The sequence below is a fragment of the Janthinobacterium sp. NFX145 genome, assembly GCF_049810325.1.
Taxonomy (GTDB): domain Bacteria; phylum Pseudomonadota; class Gammaproteobacteria; order Burkholderiales; family Burkholderiaceae_D; genus Janthinobacterium; species Janthinobacterium rivuli.
This window is the reverse complement of sequence record NZ_CP187360.1, coordinates 1949963-1972544: the sequence shown is the minus strand read 5'-3', so window position 1 is coordinate 1972544 and position 22582 is coordinate 1949963. Positions and strand designations below refer to the sequence as shown.

Annotated in this window: 10 protein-coding genes; 5 read left to right on the top strand and 5 right to left on the bottom strand. The window is 66.2% G+C overall.

The genetic code is table 11. The features are described 5' to 3' along the window. Positions 1 to 6: 6 nt before the first annotated feature. From ACPJXG_RS08775 to fabF, 4 genes are all read left to right on the top strand, one after another. On the top strand, positions 7 to 1518 hold the full coding sequence (locus ACPJXG_RS08775) for a flavin monoamine oxidase family protein (RefSeq protein WP_425253976.1): 1512 nt from the start codon (positions 7 to 9) through the stop codon (positions 1516 to 1518). After that, a complete protein-coding gene (locus tag ACPJXG_RS08770) occupies positions 1505 to 11068 on the top strand; it encodes an amino acid adenylation domain-containing protein (protein WP_425253975.1) in 9564 nt (3187 codons plus the stop codon). Before ACPJXG_RS08775 ends, ACPJXG_RS08770 begins: the two co-directional genes overlap by 14 nt. A 51-nt stretch (positions 11069 to 11119) precedes the next feature. Continuing rightward, positions 11120 to 12337, top strand: a complete 1218-nt coding sequence (locus tag ACPJXG_RS08765; protein WP_081922513.1) for an MFS transporter — start codon at positions 11120 to 11122, stop codon at positions 12335 to 12337. A 95-nt stretch (positions 12338 to 12432) separates the two neighbouring features. Beyond that, positions 12433 to 13749, top strand: coding sequence for a beta-ketoacyl-ACP synthase II (fabF, locus tag ACPJXG_RS08760; protein ID WP_225241928.1), 1317 nt, complete (start codon positions 12433 to 12435; stop codon positions 13747 to 13749). Between the two features lie 12 nt (positions 13750 to 13761). Here fabF and ACPJXG_RS08755 read toward each other — a convergent pair whose 3' ends face one another. After that, positions 13762 to 14451, bottom strand: a complete 690-nt coding sequence (locus ACPJXG_RS08755) for a LuxR family transcriptional regulator (protein WP_425253974.1) — start codon at positions 14449 to 14451, stop codon at positions 13762 to 13764. Positions 14452 to 14770: 319 nt separating this feature from the next. Between ACPJXG_RS08755 and ACPJXG_RS08750 the strand changes: the two genes are divergently transcribed. Further along, a complete protein-coding gene (locus tag ACPJXG_RS08750) occupies positions 14771 to 15364 on the top strand; it encodes an acyl-homoserine-lactone synthase (protein ID WP_425253973.1) in 594 nt (197 codons plus the stop codon). A 65-nt stretch (positions 15365 to 15429) separates the two neighbouring features. Here the strand turns inward: ACPJXG_RS08750 and ACPJXG_RS08745 are convergent, their stop codons facing one another. From ACPJXG_RS08745 to ACPJXG_RS08730, 4 genes are read right to left on the bottom strand one after another with little or no spacing between them, the layout of a single operon-like run. Continuing rightward, positions 15430 to 15972: a hypothetical protein gene (locus ACPJXG_RS08745; RefSeq protein WP_425253972.1), complete on the bottom strand. Its 543-nt coding sequence runs from the start codon at positions 15970 to 15972 to the stop codon at positions 15430 to 15432. 41 nt (positions 15973 to 16013) lie between these two features. Continuing rightward, complete coding sequence (locus ACPJXG_RS08740; protein WP_425253971.1) at positions 16014 to 17675, bottom strand: tetratricopeptide repeat protein; 1662 nt, start codon at positions 17673 to 17675, stop codon at positions 16014 to 16016. A gap of 2 nt (positions 17676 to 17677) precedes the next feature. Then, entirely contained in the window at positions 17678 to 19732 is a 2055-nt protein-coding gene (locus ACPJXG_RS08735) for a phospholipase D-like domain-containing protein (protein ID WP_425253970.1), read from the bottom strand. Positions 19733 to 19757: 25 nt separating this feature from the next. Beyond that, complete coding sequence (locus ACPJXG_RS08730) at positions 19758 to 22532, bottom strand: type VI secretion system Vgr family protein (protein ID WP_425253969.1); 2775 nt, start codon at positions 22530 to 22532, stop codon at positions 19758 to 19760. Positions 22533 to 22582 lie beyond the last annotated feature (50 nt).

The window sequence follows — 22582 nt, the reverse complement described above, 5'->3', positions numbered from 1 at the left end:
ATGAGCATGCAAACCAGCAGCGATATCTGCATCATCGGCGGCGGCATCAGCGGCCTGTATCTGGCGCTGCGGCTCAAGCGCAGCGCGCCGCAATTGCGCATCCAGCTGTTCGAGGCGCTGGAGGCGGTCGGTGGCCGCGTGCAGACCGAACCCATGTTGAGCGGCCAGTTCCGCGCCGAATTCGGCGCCGTGCGCATCGAACCGGACCTGCAGCCCTTGATGGACCAGTTTGTGCAGCAACTGGGCATCGCCACCAGCGCCATCACCTCGCATGAAGCTTGCTCGGCGATCCGGCCCGACCTGACGCGCCTGACGCCGGCCGAACGGGCCGTGGCCGAGCAGGCCGCCGGCGGCGACGTCGCCTGGGCGCTGCTGTGGCATGGCATCGCGCAGGTCATCGGCACGCAATGGCCGCTCGCCAGCGACCATCTGGAACGTCCGGCCCGCGCTGAGGAAAAGGCCAGCTTCCGGCGCCTGGCGCAGTTTGGCGGACGCCCGCTGTACCAGCAGGGCATGTGGAACGTGCTGAGCGAGGTGCTGAGCCATGAAGCCGTCGAATTCACCCGCGAAAAAGGCGCGTTCTACAATTTCAAGAACCAGAATCCCAACGCCGCCGACTGGATCTGCCAGCTGCTCGACATGCGCCTGATGCAGCGCCCCTCGTACATTCCGCAGGGCGGCATGCAGGCGCTGATCGACGCCGCCGAACAGGCCGTGCGCGCGGCCGGCGTCGAGATCCATGTGCGCCACCAGTTGCTGGCCTTTGGCGAACGCGCCGATGGCGCACTCGATCTGCAGTTGCTGCATGACGGCGAACGCGTGACGCTGCGCACGCGGCGCCTGATCCTTGCCCTGCCGCGCAGCGCCCTGGAAGCGCTGGCGCCGTCGCTGCCCGCGCCGGTGCAGGCCAGCCTGGACGCCGTGCTGTGCTTCCCCATCGTCTGGGCCTCGTGCGTGATGGCCGATCCCTGGTGGGCGCCCGGTACCCCGCCCGGCAGCGGCGAAGGCGCCACCACCCGCGCCGCCCATTTCGAGTCGCATCCCGAGCAGCCCGAAGCCTACGGCCTGGCGATGTTCTACAACGACGACCCCTGGTGCCACTACTGGGCCAACCTGACCGACACGCCAGGCGCGCGCTTCCCGCACAAGGGCCGGTCGGTGCACAGCAGCGACGAGCGCCTGCGGCAAGCCCTGGTGCGCACCTTGCAGCAGACCTTTGGCCGCGACGACGAGCCGCAGCTGCTCGAATGGGGCTTGTGCGACTGGAGCGCGGCGCCGTTCGGCGCCGGTGTGCATTTCTGGAAACCCGGACGCGATTCGGAACAGGTGATGCGCACCCTGGCCGCATTCGCCCTCGGCGACGACGGCCGCGCGCCGCAGGTGCATATCTGCGGCGAGGCCTATTCCGACTTCCAGGGCTTTTTCGAAGGCGCGCTGCGCTCGGCCCAGCGCGTGCTGCAGGCGCTGCCGGCGAACGCGACTTCCTCCCATCAAGGATCAGACCATGAATGCCACTAATCTCCCCGCCCCGAGCGACATCGCCATCGTCGGCATGGCTTGCGAACTGCCCGGCCAGGCCGATACCCTGGCCGGTTTCGAACATGTGCTGATGCACGGCATCGACGCCACCAGCGCCTTGCCAGCCGAGCGCTTCGACAGCGCCACCCGCGACGGCCTGGCCGCCGCCGCCCGCCATGGCGGCTATCTGCAACGCTCGCCATGGATGTTCGACGCCGGCTGCTTCGGCATCGCGCCCAAGGAGGCCGCCTACATGGATCCGCAGCACCGCCTGCTGCTCGAATGCGCCTACCACGCGCTCGAGGATGCCGGCCTCGATCCGGCGGCGCTGCGCGGCAACCCGTGCGGGGTGTTTGTCGGCGTCAGCACCAGCGATTTCGGCCGGCGCATGGCGGCCAGCGGCGACTACAACGGCTACCTCAGCCGCGGTGCGCTGGGCAGCATGGCGGCCGGCCGGCTGTCCTACCATTTCGGCCTGGAAGGCCCCAGCCTGGTGGTCGACACGGCCTGCTCGTCGTCGCTGGTGGCGCTGCACCAGGCCGTTTCAGCGCTGCGCGAAGGGCGTTGCGGCATGGCCATCGTGGCGGGCGTGTCGCTGATCCTGGCGCACGACTACAGCGCCGACCTCGCCGCTGCCGGCATGCTGGCGGCCGACGGCCGCTGCAAGCCCTTCACCCGCCATGCCGACGGTTTCTCGCGCGGCGAAGGCGTCGGCGCCATCGTGCTGCTGCCGGCCGCCGACGCGGCGGCGCGCGGCATGCGCGCGTACGCCCACGTGCTCGGTAGCGCCATCAACAGCGATGGCCGCAGCAACGGCATCACTGCGCCATCGAAAAGCGCCCAGCGCCGCCTGATGGAACAGGCGCTGCACAGCGCCAGCCTGACGCCGGCACAGGTGTCGCACATTGAAACCCACGGCACCGGCACCGCGCTGGGCGACCGCATCGAACTGGACGCGCTGGGCGAGGTATTCGGCCGGCGCGACACGCCGCTGTTCCTCGGCGCCGCCAAGGCCAACATCGCCCACTGCGAGGGGGCTGCCGGCATTGCCGGCATCATCAAGATGGCGCTGAGCCTGCATCGGCGCCGCATCGCGCCGCACTGCTTTGCGCACGATATCGATGCGGCCGTCGCCAGCGCCCTGCCGCAGGCGGTGCTGCCCGCGCAAGCGCTGGCCTGGCCCGGCGACAGCCGCCGCATCGGCGGCGTCAGCTCCTTCGGCATGAGCGGCAGCAATGCCCACGTGCTGCTGGGCGAAGCGGCCGACGCGCCGCTGGCAGGGCCGGAGGTCGCGGCCGACGGCCCGCAGCTGCTGCAGCTGTCGGCCCGCAGCACCGGGGCACTGCAGGCCCTGGCGCAAGGCTATGCCGGCTGGCTGGCGCAGCCGGACGCTCCCGCCGCCGCGGCCGTCTGCCACGCTGCGCTGTTCCAGCGGCAACAGTGGAACCAGGCCCGGCTGTCAGTCGCGGGCAACAACGCATCCGAGCTGGCAGCGCAACTGCTCCGGCGCCTGGACACGCCCTTGCGCCCCCGCCCGGCCTCGGCGCGGGTCGCACTGGTATTTACCGGCCAGGGCAGCCAGTACACCAACATGGCGCGCCAGCTGTACCAGCAAAATACCCTGTTCCGCTCGCTGCTGGAACCGCTGGCCGCCCGCCTCGACCTTCTGGCGGGCGAGGATACGCACATCCTCGACACCCTGTTTGCCGGCGACGCCGGGCTGCGCCAGCCGAGCGGACGCGAGCGTCAACGCAGCGCCCAGCTGTCGCTCTTCCTGATCGAATATGCGCTGGCCGAATTCTGGCGCGCGCTGGGCTTGCGGCCGGTGGCGGTGCTGGGCCACAGCGTTGGCGAATACGCCGCTGCCTGCGTGGCCGGCGTGATGGACTTCGACGTGGCCGTGCGCATGCTGCTGGCCAGGGCCGACGCCATGGAAGCGGCCTGCGCCGCCAGCGACTCGGCCATGCTGGCCGTGGCCGCCACGCCGCAGCAGCTGGCGCCGCTGCTGGCGCGCATCTGCGCCGACGAACCGGCGCTCTGGATCGCCGTGCGCAATAGCGCGCAATCGGTGGTGGTGGCGGGCTGCGCCACGGCGCTCGCGCAACTGTCCCAGGCCGCCGCGGACGCCGGCCTGGTTTGCACGCCGCTGGCCACGCGGGGCGCCTTCCACACGCCGCTGATGGCGCCGGCCGCCGCGCAATTCGCCGCCGCCTGCGCGGCGATCGCGCCAGCGCTGCGCGCGCCGGCCGCCGCCGTGCGCTTTTATAGCTCGGTCGACAGCGACGACCCGGCCGCGCTGGAGCAAGGCGTCGATCAGCTGCGCTACTGGAGCGAGCAGATTCAGACGCCCGTCAATTTTGCCGACGCCATTGCCCGCCTGCTGGCGGACGGGCCGGACCTGGTGCTGGAAATCGGCCCGCGCGCCGTGCTGACCCCGTTGACGGCCAGCGCCGCGCGCCTGGCCGGCCGCGCCATCGTCTGCCTGCCCAGCCTGGACATGCGCCACGACGACGTGCCCACCGTGCTGCGCGCGCTGGGCAGCCTGAGCGAACATGGCGCGCTCGATCCACGCCAGGCGATGCGGCAATTCGCCGTCCAGGCAGAACACCCTATGCAAGCCGGACTGCCGCTGTACCCGTTCCAGCGCGAGCACGTCCAGCCGGCGTCGTGGCAAGCCAGCCTGCCGGCCCGGGGCAACGCCGCCATGGCGCCAGTGCCGCCGGTCGCGGCGCTGGCGATACGCCATGAACTGAGCCTCGACCCGCAGGCCGGCGACAGCTGGCTGCAGCAGCACGTCATCGATGGCGCCGCCGTCCTGCCCGGCATGTACTACCTGTCCAGCGCCTTCAGCCTGGCGCAGCGCTGGCTGCCGCAGGCGGCGGATGCCGCTGCGCAGCAATTGACACTGCGCGACCTGCTGATCCATCAGCCGCTGGCGCTGGCGGCCGACGCCCCTGCCGCGCTGACGGTGGACATCGGCGGCCCGGATACACGGCAGTCGTATCAGCTGCGCTACAGCGCGCCCGGCCATGCGCGGGCGCTGCACGCCGAAGTGCGCGCCGGCTGGAACGCAATGCCACAGCCCGACAACGCGGACGCCCCGGGAGCGGCGGCGCAGTGGGACGATGCCGCGCCCTTCTATGACCATTACCGTGCCCGCGGCGTCAGCTATGGCCCCCTGTTCCAGCGGGTGCAGGCCAGCCACCGGGTATCGGATAGCGAACTGTGGGGACGCATCCTGCCGCCGGAGGCGCCCACGGCCAGCCTGCCGCTGTGGCATGCGGCCCTGCTCGACAACTGCCTGCATACCCTGGGCATCTGCGCCGGCGACCCGCAGCAGGCCTACGTGCCGGTGTCGGTGGGCAGCGCCTGGTTCGACGCCAGCGCCGCCTGGAACGCCAGCATCCTTTGCCAGGCCGTGCTGCGGCCGGCGCCCGCCGGTTTCCTCGATGGCGAACTGCGGCTGTATTCCGGACAGGGCCGCTGCATCGGCGTCTTGAGCGAAGTGAGCTGCGCGGCCCTGGGCGCCGCGGCCATGCCTGCCGCCCTGCCGCTGCACGCGGTCGACTGGGTGGCGTACACGGCGCCCGCAGGCTTGCCGGCCCGGCCCGCCGCCGGCGAGCAATGGCTGCTGGCAGCGGCCGCCAACAGCAGCTTGCCGGCGGCATGCGTGCAATGGCTGGCGGAGGCCGACGTGCATACCCGCCATGCGCTGTGGGACGCCGACGGCAAGCTGCATGGCGCGGAATCGGCCACGGCACCGCTGCGCACCATCCTGGTATTGCTCGACCCGGCCCACCCGCAGCCGGCGGATGCGGCCGCACTGGCGCACTGGGTACGCAACTGGCGCGAAACGCTGCAAGTGCTGCTGGACCGGCAGCCTGGCCAGCCTTTGCAGCTGTGCCTGGCCGACGTGGCCGCGCACGTCGATGGCGAGGCCGCGCACACCCGCCGCGCCCTGGCGCAAGCGCTGGCAACGAATTTGCGCAGCGAACTGCCGGCGCTTGACGTCAGTTGGCTGGACAGCGACGCCGATGGCGCAGCCATCGCCGCGGCGGCCTGCGCCGTGCGGGCGCAGCCGGCGGGACTGGCCGACGGCGGCATCGCCGCCAGCCTGTGGCGTCTGCGCGCCGGCATCCTGGCGCAACGGCGCACGCTGCGCGTGGCGCAACCCACGGCGCCGGATCAGCCTTGCTGCCGCGCCGACGGCACCTACTGGATCAGCGGCGTTTTCGGCGGCATAGGCCGCCATCTGGCCGAGCACCTGGTGCGCCATGCAGGCTGCCGCAGCCTCGTCCTCGTGATCCGAGCGGCGCCAACGGAGGAACAACAGGCCTGGCTCACGCAACTGGCCACGCAGGGCGTGGCGCTGCAACTGCTGCTGGCGGACCTGAACGATACGGCGTCGGCCAGCGCCGCGCTGGAAGCGTGCGGCGCGCCCATGCACGGCCTGTTCCACCTGGCCGGCAGCCTGGATGACCGCCCCATCGGCGACATCGACGCGGCGCAATTGCAGCAAGTACTCGGCGCCAAGCTGGGCGGCGCATGGCTGCTGCACCGGCACGCCGCGCGGCATGCGGAACTCGACTATTTTGTCCTGTTCTCGTCGCTGGCCGCGCTGCTGGAATCGCCAGGCCAGCTCGCTTATACGGCCGCGAATGCGGGATTGCAGCTGCTGGCGGCGCAACGCCGGCACGATGGCCTGCCCGCCACCGTGATCGACTGGGGACCGTGGGACGGCGCGGGCATGATGCGCGGCCTGGCGCAGGGCAAACGTTCGCGCGCGCTGCGCCAGCTGGCACCGATGGCGCCGGCACGCGGCTGCGCCACGCTCGCCGCGCTGCTGGCCGGCCCGGAACGCGACGGCCATTACGCCGTGTACGCGCTGGCGCCCGCCGCCGCGGCAAGCCAGGAGCAGCCATGCGCCAGCGCCGGCACGAACGCGGACGGCGACCTGCTGGCCCAGCTGATCGCCAGCGAAACAGGACATGCCGCCAGCACGCTCGACGAGCAGGCGACGCTGGAACAGCTGGGCCTTGATTCGGTGGGCCTGATCCGCATTCGCAGCGAACTGCAAAGCCAGCTGGGCCACAGCATCCCCGTGGCACTGCTGCTGGCGGGCGGCACGCTGGCGGAACTGCGGCAACGCCTGGCCGGCCTGCAGCCGGCGGCCGCCGCGCAGGCCCCCGAGACCGTCCCGGACGCCGGGCCGGCCACGCCGCGCATTCCCCTGTCGCCCGGGCAGTTTTCGCTGTGGTATGAACAGCAGCGCCAGGATGCGGGCAACGCCTATCAATGCGCCATCGGCTGGCGCATCGACGGCACCGGCCTGGACATGGCGGCCCTGCAGGCCCGCTGGGAGGCACTGATCGCCGCGCACGAATTGCTGCGCGCGACCGTCGATGGCGACGACCAGGAGACGGGTCCCGCCTATGTCGTGCATGCGCCCGCCACGGTCCAGGCGGCCAACGCCATCCGGCAACAGCCGGTGCAGGATGAGGCGGCGGCGCTGGCGCACATCGCCGACATGCTGGCGATGTCTCCTTCGCTGCACGACAGCTTTGCCACGCGCGTGACGCTACTGCGCGCGCACGACGGCACCGGCTACCTGGTACTGAGTTCCAACCATGTGCTGATGGACGCCAGCGCCATGTTTTACGTCGGCCAGCAACTCGCCGGCGCCCTGTGCGGACTGGCGCCGGCCGACAGCCCCGGCCCCGTGACGCAGTACCGCGACTTTGCCGCCAGCCAGCGCCAGCTCGGCGCCGACGCCGTGGCACGGGCGGTAGACCACATCGCGCCACAGCTGCTGGCGCAAGACGGCAGCCTGCTGCGTCTCGATTTGCCGTATGAGCGCACGCCGGCGCCGTCGGCCGCGGGCGACAGCGTGGCGATCCCCCTGTCCGCCGAAGCGATGCAGCGGCTGCGCGCCCTGCCCGCCAGCCGCCGCGCCAGCGTCTGCCTGGCGGCCTGGCTGCTGCTGCTGGCGCGCTACAGCGGCCAGCAGCGCGTGCTCACCGGCGTGGCGTTCAACGGCCGCACCCAGCAACGCTGGCGCCACACGGTCGGCCACTTCGTCAATGTGCTGCCGCTGGTGCTCGACATCGACGAAAACGGCAACAGCACGGCGCTGGAACGCAGCGTCTCGGGCGCCCTGTTCGACCTGCTCGAGTTCCAGGATATTCCGCTGGCCCAGCTGATGCGCGACGAACGGCTGAAGGCGGCCGTGCAGGGCCACGATCCCCTGCAAAGCTATTTCAATTTCTTCGACGCCACGGAAATGCATCTGGAGGCAGGCGCCGCCAGACTGACGCCGCTGACGATCCCGCAACAGCTGGCGCAGTTTGACCTGAGCCTCTGGATCACGCAATACCAGGGGCATTGGGACATGCTGCTGAAGTTCCGCTGCAGCGCCTTCAGCCAGCCCGCCATGGCGCGCATGGCGGCACACTATGCGGCGCTGCTGGCGCAGCTGGCGGCCGGCAGCGACGACGCCGTGGCGCACCTGTCCATGCTGTCGGTCGCCGAGCAGCACTGCCTGCTGGGCGGCCAGGGCCCAGGCACGGCGCCGCTCGCCACCGCCACGCCGGCCGGCACGCGGGCATTGCCGGTATACCAGCAATTCCTGCTGCAGGCCGAACGCCATCCCGCGGCGGTGGCGCTGGAATGGGACGCGCATAGCCTCAGCTATGCGCAATTGCGGCACCATGTCCAGCAGCTGGCCTCGCAACTGGCGGCGCTGGGCATCGGCAAGGAGCACACGGTCGGCCTGATGATGCCGCGCGCGGCCTGCCCGGAATCGGTGATCGCGATTCTGGCGCTGTGGCAATGCGGTGCCGCCTATGTCGCGCTGGACCTCCAGCATCCGCCGCAACGCTCGCTGTACATGCTGCAGACGGCGCGCTGCGCCTTGCTGCTGACGGCTGGCGAACGCCCCGGCACGCAGATGCAGGCGCTGCTGCGGGCGCAGGCGCAACTGGGCGTGCTGGAAATCGTCCTCGGGCAAGCGCTGTCGGTGCAGGTGCTGCAAGCGGTCGTGGTGCCGCCGGCCGAACGGCTGGAGCCGAACAGCCCGTATGCGGACGGCGGCGGCGACCTGGCGTATGTGCTGTACACCTCCGGCAGTACCGGCATGCCCAAGGGCGTGCTGGTCGAGCATGCGGGCCTGAGCGAGCGCCTGGCGTGGATGGCGGAATATTTCAGCTTTGGCCCCGGCGACAAGTTCCTGCAAGGCACGGTGCTGACGTTCGACATTTCCATCCCGGAGTACTGCCTGCCGCTGATCTGCGGCGGCACCGTGGTGCTGCTGCCGCATGGCGCCGCTGGCAGCGCGCACGTGGCCGCCTGCCAGGCGCACGGCGTGACGATGATGAGCACGGTACCGTCGCTGCTCAACCTGCTGGTCACCGAGCTGGCCGTTTGCCACAGCCTGCGCCACGTCATCTCCGTGGGTGAGGCGCTGATGCGGCCCGTGGTGGAACAATGGCTGGCCTCGGGCACGGCAACGGTGCTGCACAACCTATATGGCCCGACCGAAGCCACCATCTACGCCACCTTCCATGCCTGCCGCGCCTTGCCGCACGGCAGCGGCGCACTCATCGGCAAACCCTGTCCCGGTGTCAATTGCTGGGTGCTGGACAAGCTGGGACGGCCGGTGCCGGCTGGCGTGGCAGGTGAACTGTACCTGGGCGACAGCGGCGTCGCGCGCGGCTACATCGGCACGGTGCGCCAGCCCGATCCGTTCTACGGCAATCCGCAGCAGACGCCGCAGCGGCGCATCTACCGCACGGGCGACATCGTCAGATGGACCGCCGAGGGCGAACTGGACTACATCGGCCGCAATGATTTCCGCGTCAAGCTGCGCGGCCAGCTGATCGAACTGGGCGAGATCGAGCACGCGCTGCTGGCGCAGCCCGGCGTCCAGCATGCGTGCGCGCTGGTGATGGAAATCGGCCAGCCCGGTGCGACGACACGCCAGATCATGGCGGCCGTGATCGCCCGCACGCAAGCCGATGCGGCGCTGCTGCAACGGCTGCGCCAGCGGCTGCCCGAGTACATGCTGCCATCGCAGCTGTTCCAGTTCGACGCCTTCCCGCTCAACAGCAGCGGCAAGGTCGACCGCGCGGCACTGAGCGCCCTGTTGACGCAGCGGCTGGCACAGCAGCGCGAGCAGCGCCTGCCCGCCACGGCGGCGGCCCTGACGCCGCTGCAACAGCGCATCTGTGCGCTGTGGCAGGAATTGCTGCAAGTGCCGGTGGTGGACGTCGACGAGAACTTTTTCCAGCTGGGCGGCGATTCGCTGGTGCTCACGCGCATGGTGCTGGCCGTGGAACGCACGCTGGGACTGCGCATCCAGTTCGGCCGTTTCGTCAACAATCCCACCATCAACGGCTTGCTGGCGGCCGATGCGGCCGAGGGCACGGCACCGCCCCGGCGCGCCTACGCGGCCGACCTGGAACGCATGGGCGATCTGCCGCCGTTCCCCGCCGGCGCGACGCCGGGCAAGGCCGTGATGCTGACCGGCGCCAGCGGCCACCTCGGCATGCATCTGCTGCACGCGCTGCTGAACGAAAGTTCGGCCAGCATCGTCCTGCCGCTGCGTGGCGACGACGGCATGGCGCGCCTGGCGGCCCGCTATCGCCGCCTGTTCCATGCGGACTTGCCGTCGCAACGGCTGAGCGTGCTGCAGGCCGACCTGGCCTTGCCGTCGCTGGGCATGTCGGCCGCCGATTATGCCGCCTGCCGCGCCAGCGTCGGCCAGGTGATCCACGCGGCGGCGCACGTGAATCACGCCGCCGACTATGGCTCCATGCGCGACGGCAACGTGGGCGCCACCCGCAATGTGCTGCTGTTCGCGGCGCAGGCCGGCGCCGCGCACGTGCATCATATGTCGACCCAGTTCACCGAGCTGGCCGACTTGCCGGAAGCGCCGCTGGCCGCCTCCAGCCTGGAAGCAATCGCTTCCGGCTACGAGCAGTCCAAGCTGGCGGCCGAGCTGCAAGTGACGCAGGCGATGGCACTGGGCTATCCGGCCACGGTGTACCGCCTGCCCCTGATGTTCGACGACAGCGACACGCGCCTGTACACGCAAAACCACTTTGTCGCGCTGGCCGTCAAATGCCTGCAGATGGACGCCTACCCGGATCTGCCGATGCCCGTCACGCTGCTGCCCACGGCGCTGGTGGCCAGTTACGTGGCAAGGCGCAGCAAGTTGTGCACGGCGTCGGGGGTACGCAACCTCAGCCTCGGGCCCTTGGCGTTCGACACGCTCGCCGTGGCCCTGCGCCCCACGCTGCAGGCCACGCCTGCCGCGCGCTGGGTCGAGCGCAGCAGGCAGGAGACGGCGGAAGACGATCCCTTCTTCCGCCTGCTGCCGCTGTATGCCGACCTGGGCGAGCCGCAGCCCGCGCAGGCGGCGTCGCGGCAGGTCGCCAATGACGAGTTCCTGCGCGAACTGGCGCAACTCGAACTGCGCGAGGTACGCGACGCCGCCACGCTGCACAACTTTGCCGTCAGCAGCCTGCGCCGCCTGGCCCAGGCAACAGATTAACGCCTTGCCGGCCGGGGTGCAGCCGCACCCCGGCCCATTTTTGATGAGTTCATGATGAAATCCAGACTGGTTTATCTCGCCCTGTTCAGTACCATTTTCGCCGATGCCGCCGGCATCGGCATCGTCTATCCGACCCTGACCCCGCTGCTGCTGGGCGATGCGTCGCCGCTGTTCGACGCCAGCCAGGGGCCGGCCTTCCGCTCGGCCGTCTACGGCCTGCTGCTGGCCATCTATCCGCTGATGATGTGCCTCGGCTCGCCCTGGCTGGGCGCCCTGTCGGACCGCAAGGGCCGCAAGCCCGTACTTCTGCTGTGCTTGCTCGGCAATGCCGGCGGCATGGCGCTGACCGCCTTTGGCGTCTGGCAAGGCAGCCTGGTACTGATCTGCTGCGGGCGGGCGCTGGCCGGCATCACGGCCGCCAGCCTGCCGGTGGCGCAAGCGGCCATCATCGACCTGAGCACGACCGACAGCAAGGCCGCCAACCTCGCGCTGGTGACGGCCGCCAACGGCATCGGCTTCGTTGCCGGGCCGCTGCTGGGCGGCATCATGCACCAGCAGGGCGCGGCGCTGTGGCTGCCCTATCTCTGGGCGGCGCTGCTGCCGCTGGCCAGCGCCGTGCTTGTCCTGCTGTGCTACACGGATACCCGTGCTTTGTCGACCGACAACACCCATCCGTGGCGCAATCTGTGGCAGATGCTGTGCCGTCCCGAGCTGCGCCATCCCTTGCTGCTGCTGGCCATCTTTTTACTCGGCTACTACATGTATTTCAACTACATGGCCGCGTTTGCGCTGCTGCATTACAGCTTTGACGCCTGGCAGGAAGCCCAGTTGCTGGCGTATTACTCCACCTGCTTTGCCCTTGCCATGCTGTTTATCGTGCCCTGGGCCACCCGCCGCTTTGCGCTGGAGCGCATCCTGCCCATCAGCCTGTCCATCCAGCCGCCGCTGGTCGCTGCCGTGGCCCTGGGCGATGCGCCTGCCGTGCTATGGCTGCTGACCGGCCCGCTGGCGATCGCCGTCGCCACGACCTATGTCTGCCTGCTCAGCATTGCTTCCAACCGCACGCTGACGGAGCGCCAGGGACAGCTGATGGGCTTGATCTCTTCGATCAATGCCCTGGCCTGGGGTGTCGCGCCGCTGATCACGGCGGCCCTGCAGCCCCTGTCGACCTTGCTGCCGATCATGGTGGCCGCGCTGGTCTTGCTCGCTGGCGTGGCGTGCATGCTGCTCGCGCGCCAGCGCCAGCTGCAAGCGGGCGGCGCCAAGTGAACGGCGCGCCACCTGTCATTTCCTACAGGGGTGGCGAGCTGGCGATTGCTGATACATTGCGGCTTTGTCCGAATTAACCTGCTGAAAGGACTGCGATGTCTTCGTCCCCCTACGTCCTCCCCCATCCACTCGGCCTGCGCCGCGTGGTCGTTACAGGCATCGGCATGCTGACCCCGCTGGCGGTGGGCGCCGAGCGCACCTGGCAACGGCTGCTGGCCGGCCACAGCGGCATCGGCGTGCTGGACCGCTTTCCGGCCGCCCACCTGCCGGCGCGCATCGCGGGCCAGCTGCCGGCGGCCGGGGAAGAAGGCGGTTTTCGGCCGGAGGACTGGGTCGAACGCAAGGAACTGAAGAAAATGGATCCGTTCATCGTCTACGCCATCGCCGCAGCCACCGAAGCGCTGCGCGATGCCGGCTGGGCGCCGGCCGAGCTAGCCGAACAGGAACGCAGCGGCGTCATGATCGGTTCCGGCATCGGCGGCCTGCCCGGCATCGAAGGCGCGGCCAGGGCGCTGGAAAATGGCAGCCAGCGGCGCCTGTCACCGTTCTTCATCCCGTCCAACCTGATCAACCTGGCAACTGGGCACATCGCCATCCAGCACCATCTGCGCGGCCCGGCGCACGCCACCGTCACCGCCTGCGCCTCGGGTGCGCACGCCATCGGCGATGCGGCGCGCATGATCGCGCTCGACGATGCCGATGTCATGGTTGCCGGCGGCACCGAAGGCACGATCTGCGAGCTCGGCGTGGCGGGTTTTTGCGCCGCCCGCGCCCTCTCCACAGCGTTCAACGATGCACCGGAGCGCGCCTCCCGGCCCTGGGACCGTGACCGCGACGGCTTCGTGATGGGTGAAGGCAGCGGCGTTATGGTGCTGGAAGAGTACGAACACGCGCGTGCGCGCGGCGCGCGGATGTACGCCGAAGTGATCGGTTACGGCATGTCGGGCGACGCCTACCATGCCGTGGCGCCGCCGGAAGACGGCAACGGCGCGGCACGCGCCATGCAGGCGGCGCTGCGGCGCGCCCGCCTGGCGCCCGAATCCATCGATTACATCAATGCGCACGCGACGTCGACCCCCGCCGGCGACCTGGCGGAAATCGCCGCCTTGCGGCACGTGTTCGGCGCCCATCTGCACGGCGGCGTCTCGGTATCCTCGACCAAGTCGGCCATGGGCCACCTGCTGGGCGCTTCCGGCAGCGTGGAAGCCATCCTGTCGGTGCTGGCCTTGCGCGACCAGATCGTGCCGCCCACCTTGAATCTGGACAACCGCGCCGCCGAATGCGAAGGCATCGATCTGGTGGCCGGCAAGGCATACGCCAGGCCGATCCGCCATGTACTGTCGAATTCGTTCGGTTTTGGCGGCACCAATGCCGCGCTGATTTTTGCCGCGCCGCCGGATGCCGCCCCTTGAAGCCAGCGTCAGCTACAGCAGGCGCAAGGCCATCGCCTTGATGACGGCGGCCGTCTTGTTGACGGTATCGAGCTTCTGCAGGGAGTTGCTGATGTGAAAGGTCACGGTGCGTTCGGTAATGTTCAGGATCTCGCTGATGTCGGCCGAGGTCTTGCCATCGGCGCACCAGCGCAGCACTTCCGCCTCGCGCTCGGTCAGCTGGATTTTGGGTGCATCCTTGGCCGGCACGGCGATGGCGTCGGCAAAATGTTCATGCACGACATTGGCAAGCCAGGCCACGCGCAAGGAGAGCACGTCGATTTCCCGCTCCGTCAAGGGTTTGCAGGAGCGGGAAAAACTCAGCAGGCCAACCTGGCCGCTCATGTCGCAGGACGATTGGCCCCAGCCGTAGCGCAAGCCGTGGGCGTGGGCGTCCTCCCAGAACTCGCGATTCTCGTCCAGCATTTCGCCGCCCCACAGGATGGGCAGCAAGGAGCGGTTGGCGCGGCTGACCGTCGGGTCGGAACGCATGTACGACTGCTCGGAGTAACGGCGCTGCCACGAAACCGGGTAATTATTCACCGTAAACACCTTGGGCCTGGACATCGGCAGACGGCCTTGCAGGCCATAGGCGCAATAATCGAATCCCAGGTCGCCGGCCACACCCACCAGCACTTCGAATATGTCATCCGGCGTGCGGGTAGCAGCCAGATTTTCGATCACACCTTGTTTCCATTCTGCTGCCGGAAGACGCGTTTTTGGGGCGTTGTAAGCGAACATAGAAGTCCTTAGTCAGGGGGGAGAATTTGCCGCGGACTCATCGCGCATGATAAAAAGGCACGTCGGCAAGTCGGCGTATGGTATAGCAAAGTCTGCTTCAAATTCTCACCAAAACGCACTGCCAGCAACATAAATCAGCCCCGCTACCTGTGGTTCCCTACAGTTTTGTATCGGCCGCATTTACACTGTAATAGCCATCCCGTCACAGCCGTCAATAATCATGAAACTCCTTTCAGCCAAATCCGATACGCTTTGCAGTATTTTGAAGTCCGAATTGGAGCACTACCGCTACAAAGTGTTTGTGGAAACCCTGGGATGGGATTTGCCATCACAGGATGGCAGGGAGACGGACCAGTTCGACCATGACGATACCTACTATGTCATCGCGCGCGATGGCGAGGGCCGCATCAACGGCTGCGCCCGGCTCTTGCCCACCGACCGCCAATATTTGTTGGGGGAAATATTTCCCCAGCTAATGGCCGGCAAGGCACCGCCGCGCCATCACGAGATCTGGGAATTGTCCCGCTTCACGTCGATGGACCTGCACGACAACCGCAATACCCTCGAAGACACGTTCCGCCTGCTGCGCAAGGCCATCGCCACGGCGGCGACCTTGGGCGCGCGCCGGATTATTTCCGTCTCCCCCGTCGGCATCGAGCGCCTGCTGCGGCAAGGCGGCTTTTCAACGGAGCGCGCCGGACCGCCGATGCGCGTGAACGGCCACCTGCTGTACGCGTGCTGGATCGATGTGCCGGCCCAGCTGGAACCGATCAGCGCACTGCCGGCGCGCCTGTGGCGCATGCTCGGCGTGCGCGGCACGGCAGCGCTGCGGGGACAAATCGCCGGCGCCGCTTAGCCGGCTGGCCAGCAGGGTGCGGGACGGAGGCTACCCTGCCTTTGTCCCTGTCCGCAATTGCCGCGTCATGCCGGATTCGTCACGGCCGCCAGCCGCACCTGCTCAAGCAGCCGCTCCTCTTCATCGGTATCGGCGTCGACTTGCGTGACCACGGTCCAGAATCGCGCGCAGGTCCTGATCTGCCCGAAAGCGCCGTGCGTTTCAAGACGCACCATGGTTTTCCTGAGGCTGTGCAGATAGCCTTCCTCGATGGCATCGAGCTGCCCGTCATCGGCCGCGTCGACCAGTTCGAGCAGCGCAGCTTCGATCCTTGCATGCCCCTCCTCCCATAATCGCCCGATTTCCGGCACGTCGACTTCCATGCACTCGTTCGACCAGTCCGGCGGGTAATCACCGCGCTTTCTGTTATCGGGATCGGTGTCAAAGCTCAGCGAAAGGGACGGGAACGATACGGCGTTGAAGGCAAAGGCTGAAAATGCCTGATCCTTGAAAGCAGAGGCGCCAAGCACTGCCAGCGAGGCGCTGGCCAGCTTGAACCAGGTTGCTTCGACGTCGTAGGCCGTTTCAAACGTTTGCCAATCCGGCTGCAAATCGGGAGTCTGGGGCATGGGGGCCTGTCGAAAAAAATAGCGGTGGATAGTGCGAGGAATTATACGTGCTTAGCCTGGCCTACCGGCTGATGTTCGAGCACCAGGAGGTGCGCCAGTTCCCCGCCCCGCAGGACACGGGGTGACGCATCCATCAAATGCCACGTCACATGGTCGTCTAGCAAATCGAGCAACCAGTCGCGGCGCGGTCGCGGGAACGGTGCGCCCTGGGTCAGCCACGCCTGGCGCCAGTACTGGTTGACGATGGCCTGCAGCGGATGGTCGGCCGCTACCCACGGTTGCCAGACGCCGCTGACCGGACACGCTTGCCCGCAAGCACAGCTCAACCATGGCTCGGGCGGCACCACCTCGCGCAGCAAGCCGTGCACCGCGCGCGGTTCCACTGCCCCTTGGTTATGCCGTATCGTCAGACACTGTTCCCATGTCACTGGGCCGTAACGGGTCTTGCCAGCGGCATCGAACACGCTGAAATGGCGGAACTCTTCGCCTTTACGGAACAGCCGGGCCGGCTCCGTCAAACCCTGCCCTTGGGCCGGTTGCCAATATGCGGAAAATGGCGCGGTTGGCGCGTCGCTGTGCAAGCCGGTGGGATGCAGCGCATAGTCGGCTGCCAGGAAATACGGTTCTTTTGAAAGCGAGGCGGCGCTTGGCTTTGGGATGGCTGGCAGCGGAAGCACGCCCATGGCGGCGTCGAGCAGGCTCTTTCGTTGACCATCCCACGGCGGCAGATCGGCCGGAGGCAATGGCAAGATTTTATCGAGGTTGGGGAAGCGGCGATTGGGGTTGAAACCGAGGGCGTTACTAAGCATACGATATCGCGCTCCACGGGCTTTGTCCACATATGGCGCCAGCATATCGGCAAGATCAAAAGGAGCACCAAATTCAATTGCCAAGGCATTTGCACAATCCTCACAACCAAACTTTACACCTTCATGCAATACCATTAATGCACGATTTTTTGTTTCAGCGTTACGCGAGCCATTTATTTTCCCATTGGAAGCCCGTGGAGACACATACAAATAATGCAAATCAAATGCTGCGGGACCATATCCTTGCCCAAATGCACATTCCAGCATTTTTGTCGCTACCGGAATATTGGACCAATAGCCTGCCCCTTCACTGGCGGGTCCAACATTTAACTTTTCCGCCAAAAATGCCATCGCCTGAGGATTTCCCATGACAGCAGCCTTTTGCCAGAATGCATAGGCGCGAGTGATGTCGCCGTTGACGCCCGTGCCATTCGCATAATAGGTTCCCATCCGGTCATAAGCTGCGGGTATGCCGAGCCGCATCCCCTTTTCCACCAGTTGCACCGCTTCCTCCTCCCCATGCAAGGGATCGCGCCCTTCCACATACAAGCTGGCCAGATTGAGCATCGCCTTCCAGTGCAATCGCTCTGCCGCCTGACGCGTCAGATCGACGATTTTTTTGTAATCGCGGTCTTCCACGAAAATTTCAGGGTCTTCCATGGCGCGCGCTTCGAGGAACCAGTCCTCGGCTTGCGCATCGATGGGTGGCACTTTGCTCGCCTCGGCTTCACAGATAAAATCCGCGACATGCGGATTAAAAAGTGGCAGGCTTTGGTTGCGCGGCAGGACTTCTTTCGTGTCGTTTGACATTTTGCAGGCGCCTAAAGTGAAAATCAGGAAAACTGCCAAGATAAAAAAAGGCAGGGGAAGTGGGAAATTTTTATACTTTGTCATGCTCATCCCAAACGTATCGTGGAGCTGCGTTTATCTTCCAATGGCAGCAAAAAGCCAGTCATTTTTTTATCTGCAGAATTTTCAGAATACGAATTTTTTTTCCCGCGATTATCTTTCATTAATTTCACCCAGTTCCCGTAAGCATCCACAATCTCCGCCTTCGTCCCGCCCCCTCCATCGACCAATCCCCCGCTATGCATGCGCCACACCCGCTTGCGCAAATCGCGGGCCACGCGGCGGTCGATGGTGGCGATATTGATTTCGCTGTCGACGGCCATGCTGCGCTGGTTCAGGTTGGCGCTGCCCAAGGTCATGAACACGTCGTCGACCAGCATCAATTTGGAATGGATGTAGATTTCACGGTAACGCCAGCGGTCATTGTCAAACGCGCTGACATTGAGCATGGCCACCGATACCTTCAGCCCGAATTCGCTCTCGAGCGTCATCACGCCGGGTTTGTTGATGCCGTTGGAGTGCCGCACCACATCGGGCAACTTGACTTCAACCTCGTTGGTGATGCCGAATCCGCCTCTGACACGCCGGGTTTTCGGCTGCTTGTTGTAGTCGTCGATCATGGTGTTTTGACCCGTCATGCCAGCGTGCTGCCCCAGCGCCGCCAGCGTGTCGTGGGTGCGCGGCACCATCTGCGCGCGTTCTGGCACGGGGATGACGATGAACACGTGCATGACCGGCATATCTTCAAGACTCTTGCCCGCCTTGGCACTGCCGGCCTTCCAAGCGGCGACCACCTTCTTGCGCTCGGCCAGCAAATGCCGGGCCCATTCTTCATACTGGAAATACTGGTTTTCCACATACAGGTAGCCGGCCGCCAGGCTGGCCTGGGTCACGGCTCGAAAATAGGTTTCCTTGATCGTCTTGTCCTGCTCCTCGGGCTGGGTCAGGACGATCTGCACGGTGGAGTCGTCCGGCCCGGCCTCGCGCAACAGCTGGGCCGGCGGGTTTTTACATGACGAATACCAACTCACGCATTCCCCGGCGGCCTGATGCGTGCGGTCGTCGATCGCGCGGTCCCATGCCTTCACGAAATTGTTGTACAGCGCGATCAATGCCTTGCCACCGTCGATGCGACAGGCATAATCCTGGTACGGTTTCAGCGTGGCGAACCCGCCGTCCGCGGCCATTCCCTGCAAACACTCGCGCCGCTCGTTGACACCGCCCTGTTCGCGGCGCGTGTCGTCGAGCAGATGGGCCGTCGTATCCCAATAATCGGTCACCGAATTCAGGCCCATTACATAGCCGAGGGCCTTGGATCCCATTTCGTGGGAGAAATCGATCAGGACCGGCTTCTGGTGATGCGTGCCCAGGTATTGCATGCCGGGCTTTTCAATTTCCCCCATCGTCAAGCCGTGCGGCTGGTTGATTTCGGTCGCGATACTCTTGCTGATCGCGGCGCTGTCGCCGTGCCGCAAGCGAATCTCCAGGCCCTCCAACAAGCCATGGAACGCGGCCGCATACCAGCTGTGGCAATATTCTTCACGCGCCAGCATCGGGATATCCTCGGGCCGGACGATATCGCCCCTGAAAGCACTGCTTAAAACAAGTTTTTTCCTGACTGCCTCCTGCAACATCGCCAGGCTGGCTCTGGCGCTGATGTCGTCGGCGCGCTGTCCACCGGTTTTCCATGGCGAGGTGCCGTGCGAATGGCCCGGCATATTGTGCACCATCGGCGAACCGAGCCGGTCATACCAGATCAGCAGGCGCACCCTGACGTGACGCCGTGCGGCGGCGATCAGCAAGTCGCCAAACGTGTCGCCACGCGGCCAGGTGGCGCTGTTGCCGCGCACCAGTTCCATGCCCGGATCGAAGCCCCAGCAGCACAGGTCGATGGACTCTTCCGCCCTGGCGATCTCGGCGGCGATGTCGGCGAACCCTTCCTGTCCGCAAATGAACAGCGTCAGCTTGTTGTTGTGCGTGATCGGGTGGCTGGCCTTGCCCTTCAGGTTGCGGTTTTCCAGCAGCCACTGGAGCGAACTCGTCGCAGTGCGTCCGACTTCGTCGATGTGAGTGGTTTCGATGCGGCTGGTCGATTCCGGCATGGTGCTCTCCCGTCAGTGTCGTGAATCATTGAACCCCGCGGCCATCAGCGGTGTCGTCGAACGCGCGCAAACCGCGGTTCGACAGCTTGTGTTCGCCGTCGGGTGCCGCATTCGGGGCGAAGCGTGCGCTCGCTTGCAATGAAAACTCTTCGCCATTGCCAAGGACGACACGGTAGCGCGGCGTGCCGTCCTGGTGCGCGATCAGGATGCGGCCGAATTCGTCGGTCAGGCCTTGCTCGACTTCGGCTTCCCCGTTGTACAGCGTGTACGGCACATTGGCGTACTGGCCGCCATCCGCATGGGCCTGTATCGTATGCTGCAATTGCCCCGCTACCGGTGCGATGGGGGGTTCCAGCTCCGGTTGCGGCCGGTTCTTGGGCGCCAGCGTTTCCAGGTTTCCATGGAACAGCGTCGGCGACGCGGTAAAAAACTGTACCTTGTCGCTAATTTCAAGCATGCAATCGGCGCCATGCAGGCGCACGCCTTTGCGGCCGCGAATATTCACCCAGTCGGCCTGGCTGATCAATTCCAGCACCTTGTTGGCGACGATATCGACCGCATCGGTTTGCGCCGCGATCTGTACCGGGCCAGCTGCGGCGATCAGTTTCATGCCAGCCTTGTGGACGAACAGGCGCAGCGCTGCGCCGATGCTGGCGAACAGGCCGCCGCCGGCCGCCAGCGACAGGTCGCACCCGGCCGTCAGTGCGGTGTGCTCGGCGCTGGCGATGTGCGTCGATTGCGCGGTCGTCGTTTCGATGCCGGCCGGACTGGCCAGCACCAGATGCGGCTTTGACAATTCGGGAAATGCGCTTTCGCCACTGCCGGCACCGCCCTTGATCCCGGCATGCTGGGCTTTCAGCACATCGGCGGCGGCGCCCTGCTGGGCGGCGCTTTCTTGCGCGCCGTAATGCTGCGCCAGGGCGGCAAGCGCCTTGTGCCGCTCAGCAGCCTCGGCCAACCGGCGCAAGGTTTCATCCATGCTCTTGATATGCGAGGCGGCGCCAGGGCGCGCTTCGGTGGTCAGCAACATGCCGCGGCCGGCGCGCGCCACGCCCCAGGCGTCTGACGCCAGTTCCCAGCCCTCGCCACGCGCATCCTTGCGCCCGCTGGCGTCTTCAATGCGGCTGATACAGCCGAGCGACAATTGGCTGTGCTGGTGATCGCTTTTCAGTTGCGCCTGGATGCGCAGGTGCGTGTCGTCGAGCACCAGCTGGTTGCCGCGCACGCCGTAGCCGCCGCCAGGCATCAGCTCGGCGCTGCGCCAGCCACCCAGTACGCATTGCCCCGGCAAATTCCACGGCGGCGCATGCTTGCCGTTGTACACCGCGCCGACAATGACGGGCCGGTCGATATTGCCGTCGAGAAACTGGATCAGTACTTCCTGGCCGATGCGCGGCAACGCGATCTGGCCGAACGCCTGGCCCGCCCATGGCGTCATGACCCTGATCCATGGCGAACTGCCCGCGTCGAACTTGCCCAGCCGGTCCCAGTGGAATTGCACCTTCACCCGGCCCAGCGCGTCGGTATGGATGGTTTCGCCTGCCGGCCCGGTGACGATCGCCGTCTGCACGCCGGGCAAGGCACAAGGCGTGCTGTTGAACTGCCGCCCCGGATACCAGCGGATGCTCTTGCGGATGCAGCTAAAACGGTTTTCATACTGCGACTTCGCGCCCGTCCCAGTCTGGTAATTGTTGCTGGCGATATGATCGACCGACAGGATCAGGTATTCGCGCGAGCGGACGTCCGGGCGCGCCGCTTCCCCTCTGGCGGCCATGGCTTGCTCGCCACTGAAGTGTCCGCCCAGCGTGAAACTGCGCCCGGCCTGGGCGCAGCGGTGATTGCCGCCAGCTTCGAAGTATTGCGCCTGGCAGTTATGTTCCTCCAGGCGGCGTTGCGCCAGCGCTTCGCCGTCGCCCATGTCGGCATAGCCATAGCCGGTGTTTTGATACAGTTCATGGGCAAACACGTCGCCCTGCTGGTGCAGCGCATGGCCGCTGGCGCGGCTGGCATACGGCTGCTTGTAGTTGAAACTGGCCAGCGTGAGCGAGCCTGAAGCGATCTTCCGTATTGCCTGCCAATCGCGTATGCCGTCGCCCTCCAGCGAGCCCGCGCCGCTGCGAAACACCATCTCGTCGGCGACACTGGCATCGCCGTCGCCTGGATCGATGCTGTCGCTGAGCCAGGTATTGTCGCCCAGACATAGCGTATGACCATCGGCGCGATGTTCATACCAATAATGAAGTCCCTGGTCTTCCCAGCGCCGGTGCAGATGGTTGTAATCGGTTTCATTATGCTGGTTGGCGCAGCTTAATATCGCTTTTTCCTCATGCAGCCGGTTTTGCCAGTCGCGCTGCACATAATGATCGAAGGTCGTTTCGCTGATGTCGATGACCGTGCGTTCGTGGAACGAGACATTGTCCATGCGCAGCCTGGACAACGCCAGCCAGGGTTGCAGCACCATCTGGTAGAACGCGAAACCGCCATCGCTGCGCAACAAGCGAAATTCGCCGACATAACCATTAAAATGGCGCAAGCTGCCGTCATCGCGCACCATCGAAATCGTGACCATGCGTCCCATCATCGCTGTCAGGGGAACGTGGAGATTGTCGGACAGCAGTTCGACGTCGAAGCGAAAGTCGCGTGACATTTCCTCGTGTGCGCGCAAACTGTTGACCAGCAGCGCGGTATCGGGCGGGCCATCGTCGCGCGGAAAATCCATGCGCAACAAGCGGCTGTCCTGGTCTCGCCAGTTCGCTCCGAAAAGGCGCGCCAGATCGGCTGCCAGCTCGCCATCATCCATATCGCCTCCTTCGGATAGTTCCCCTAAGCCATGCTAACCATGGTGAACGC

Bases quoted from the DNA above. Each gene is read 5' to 3' on its own strand.
- ACPJXG_RS08730 (WP_425253969.1), bottom strand. From the start codon at position 22,532: ATGGATGATGGCGAGCTGGCAGCCGATCTGGCGCGCCTTTTCGGAGCG.
- fabF (WP_225241928.1), top strand. From the start codon at position 12,433: ATGTCTTCGTCCCCCTACGTCCTCCCCCATCCACTCGGCCTGCGCCGC.
- ACPJXG_RS08735 (WP_425253970.1), bottom strand. From the start codon at position 19,732: ATGCCGGAATCGACCAGCCGCATCGAAACCACTCACATCGACGAAGTC.
- ACPJXG_RS08745 (WP_425253972.1), bottom strand. From the start codon at position 15,972: ATGCCCCAGACTCCCGATTTGCAGCCGGATTGGCAAACGTTTGAAACG.
- ACPJXG_RS08770 (WP_425253975.1), top strand. From the start codon at position 1,505: ATGAATGCCACTAATCTCCCCGCCCCGAGCGACATCGCCATCGTCGGC.
- ACPJXG_RS08740 (WP_425253971.1), bottom strand. From the start codon at position 17,675: ATGACAAAGTATAAAAATTTCCCACTTCCCCTGCCTTTTTTTATCTTG.
- ACPJXG_RS08775 (WP_425253976.1), top strand. From the start codon at position 7: ATGCAAACCAGCAGCGATATCTGCATCATCGGCGGCGGCATCAGCGGC.
- ACPJXG_RS08765 (WP_081922513.1), top strand. From the start codon at position 11,120: ATGATGAAATCCAGACTGGTTTATCTCGCCCTGTTCAGTACCATTTTC.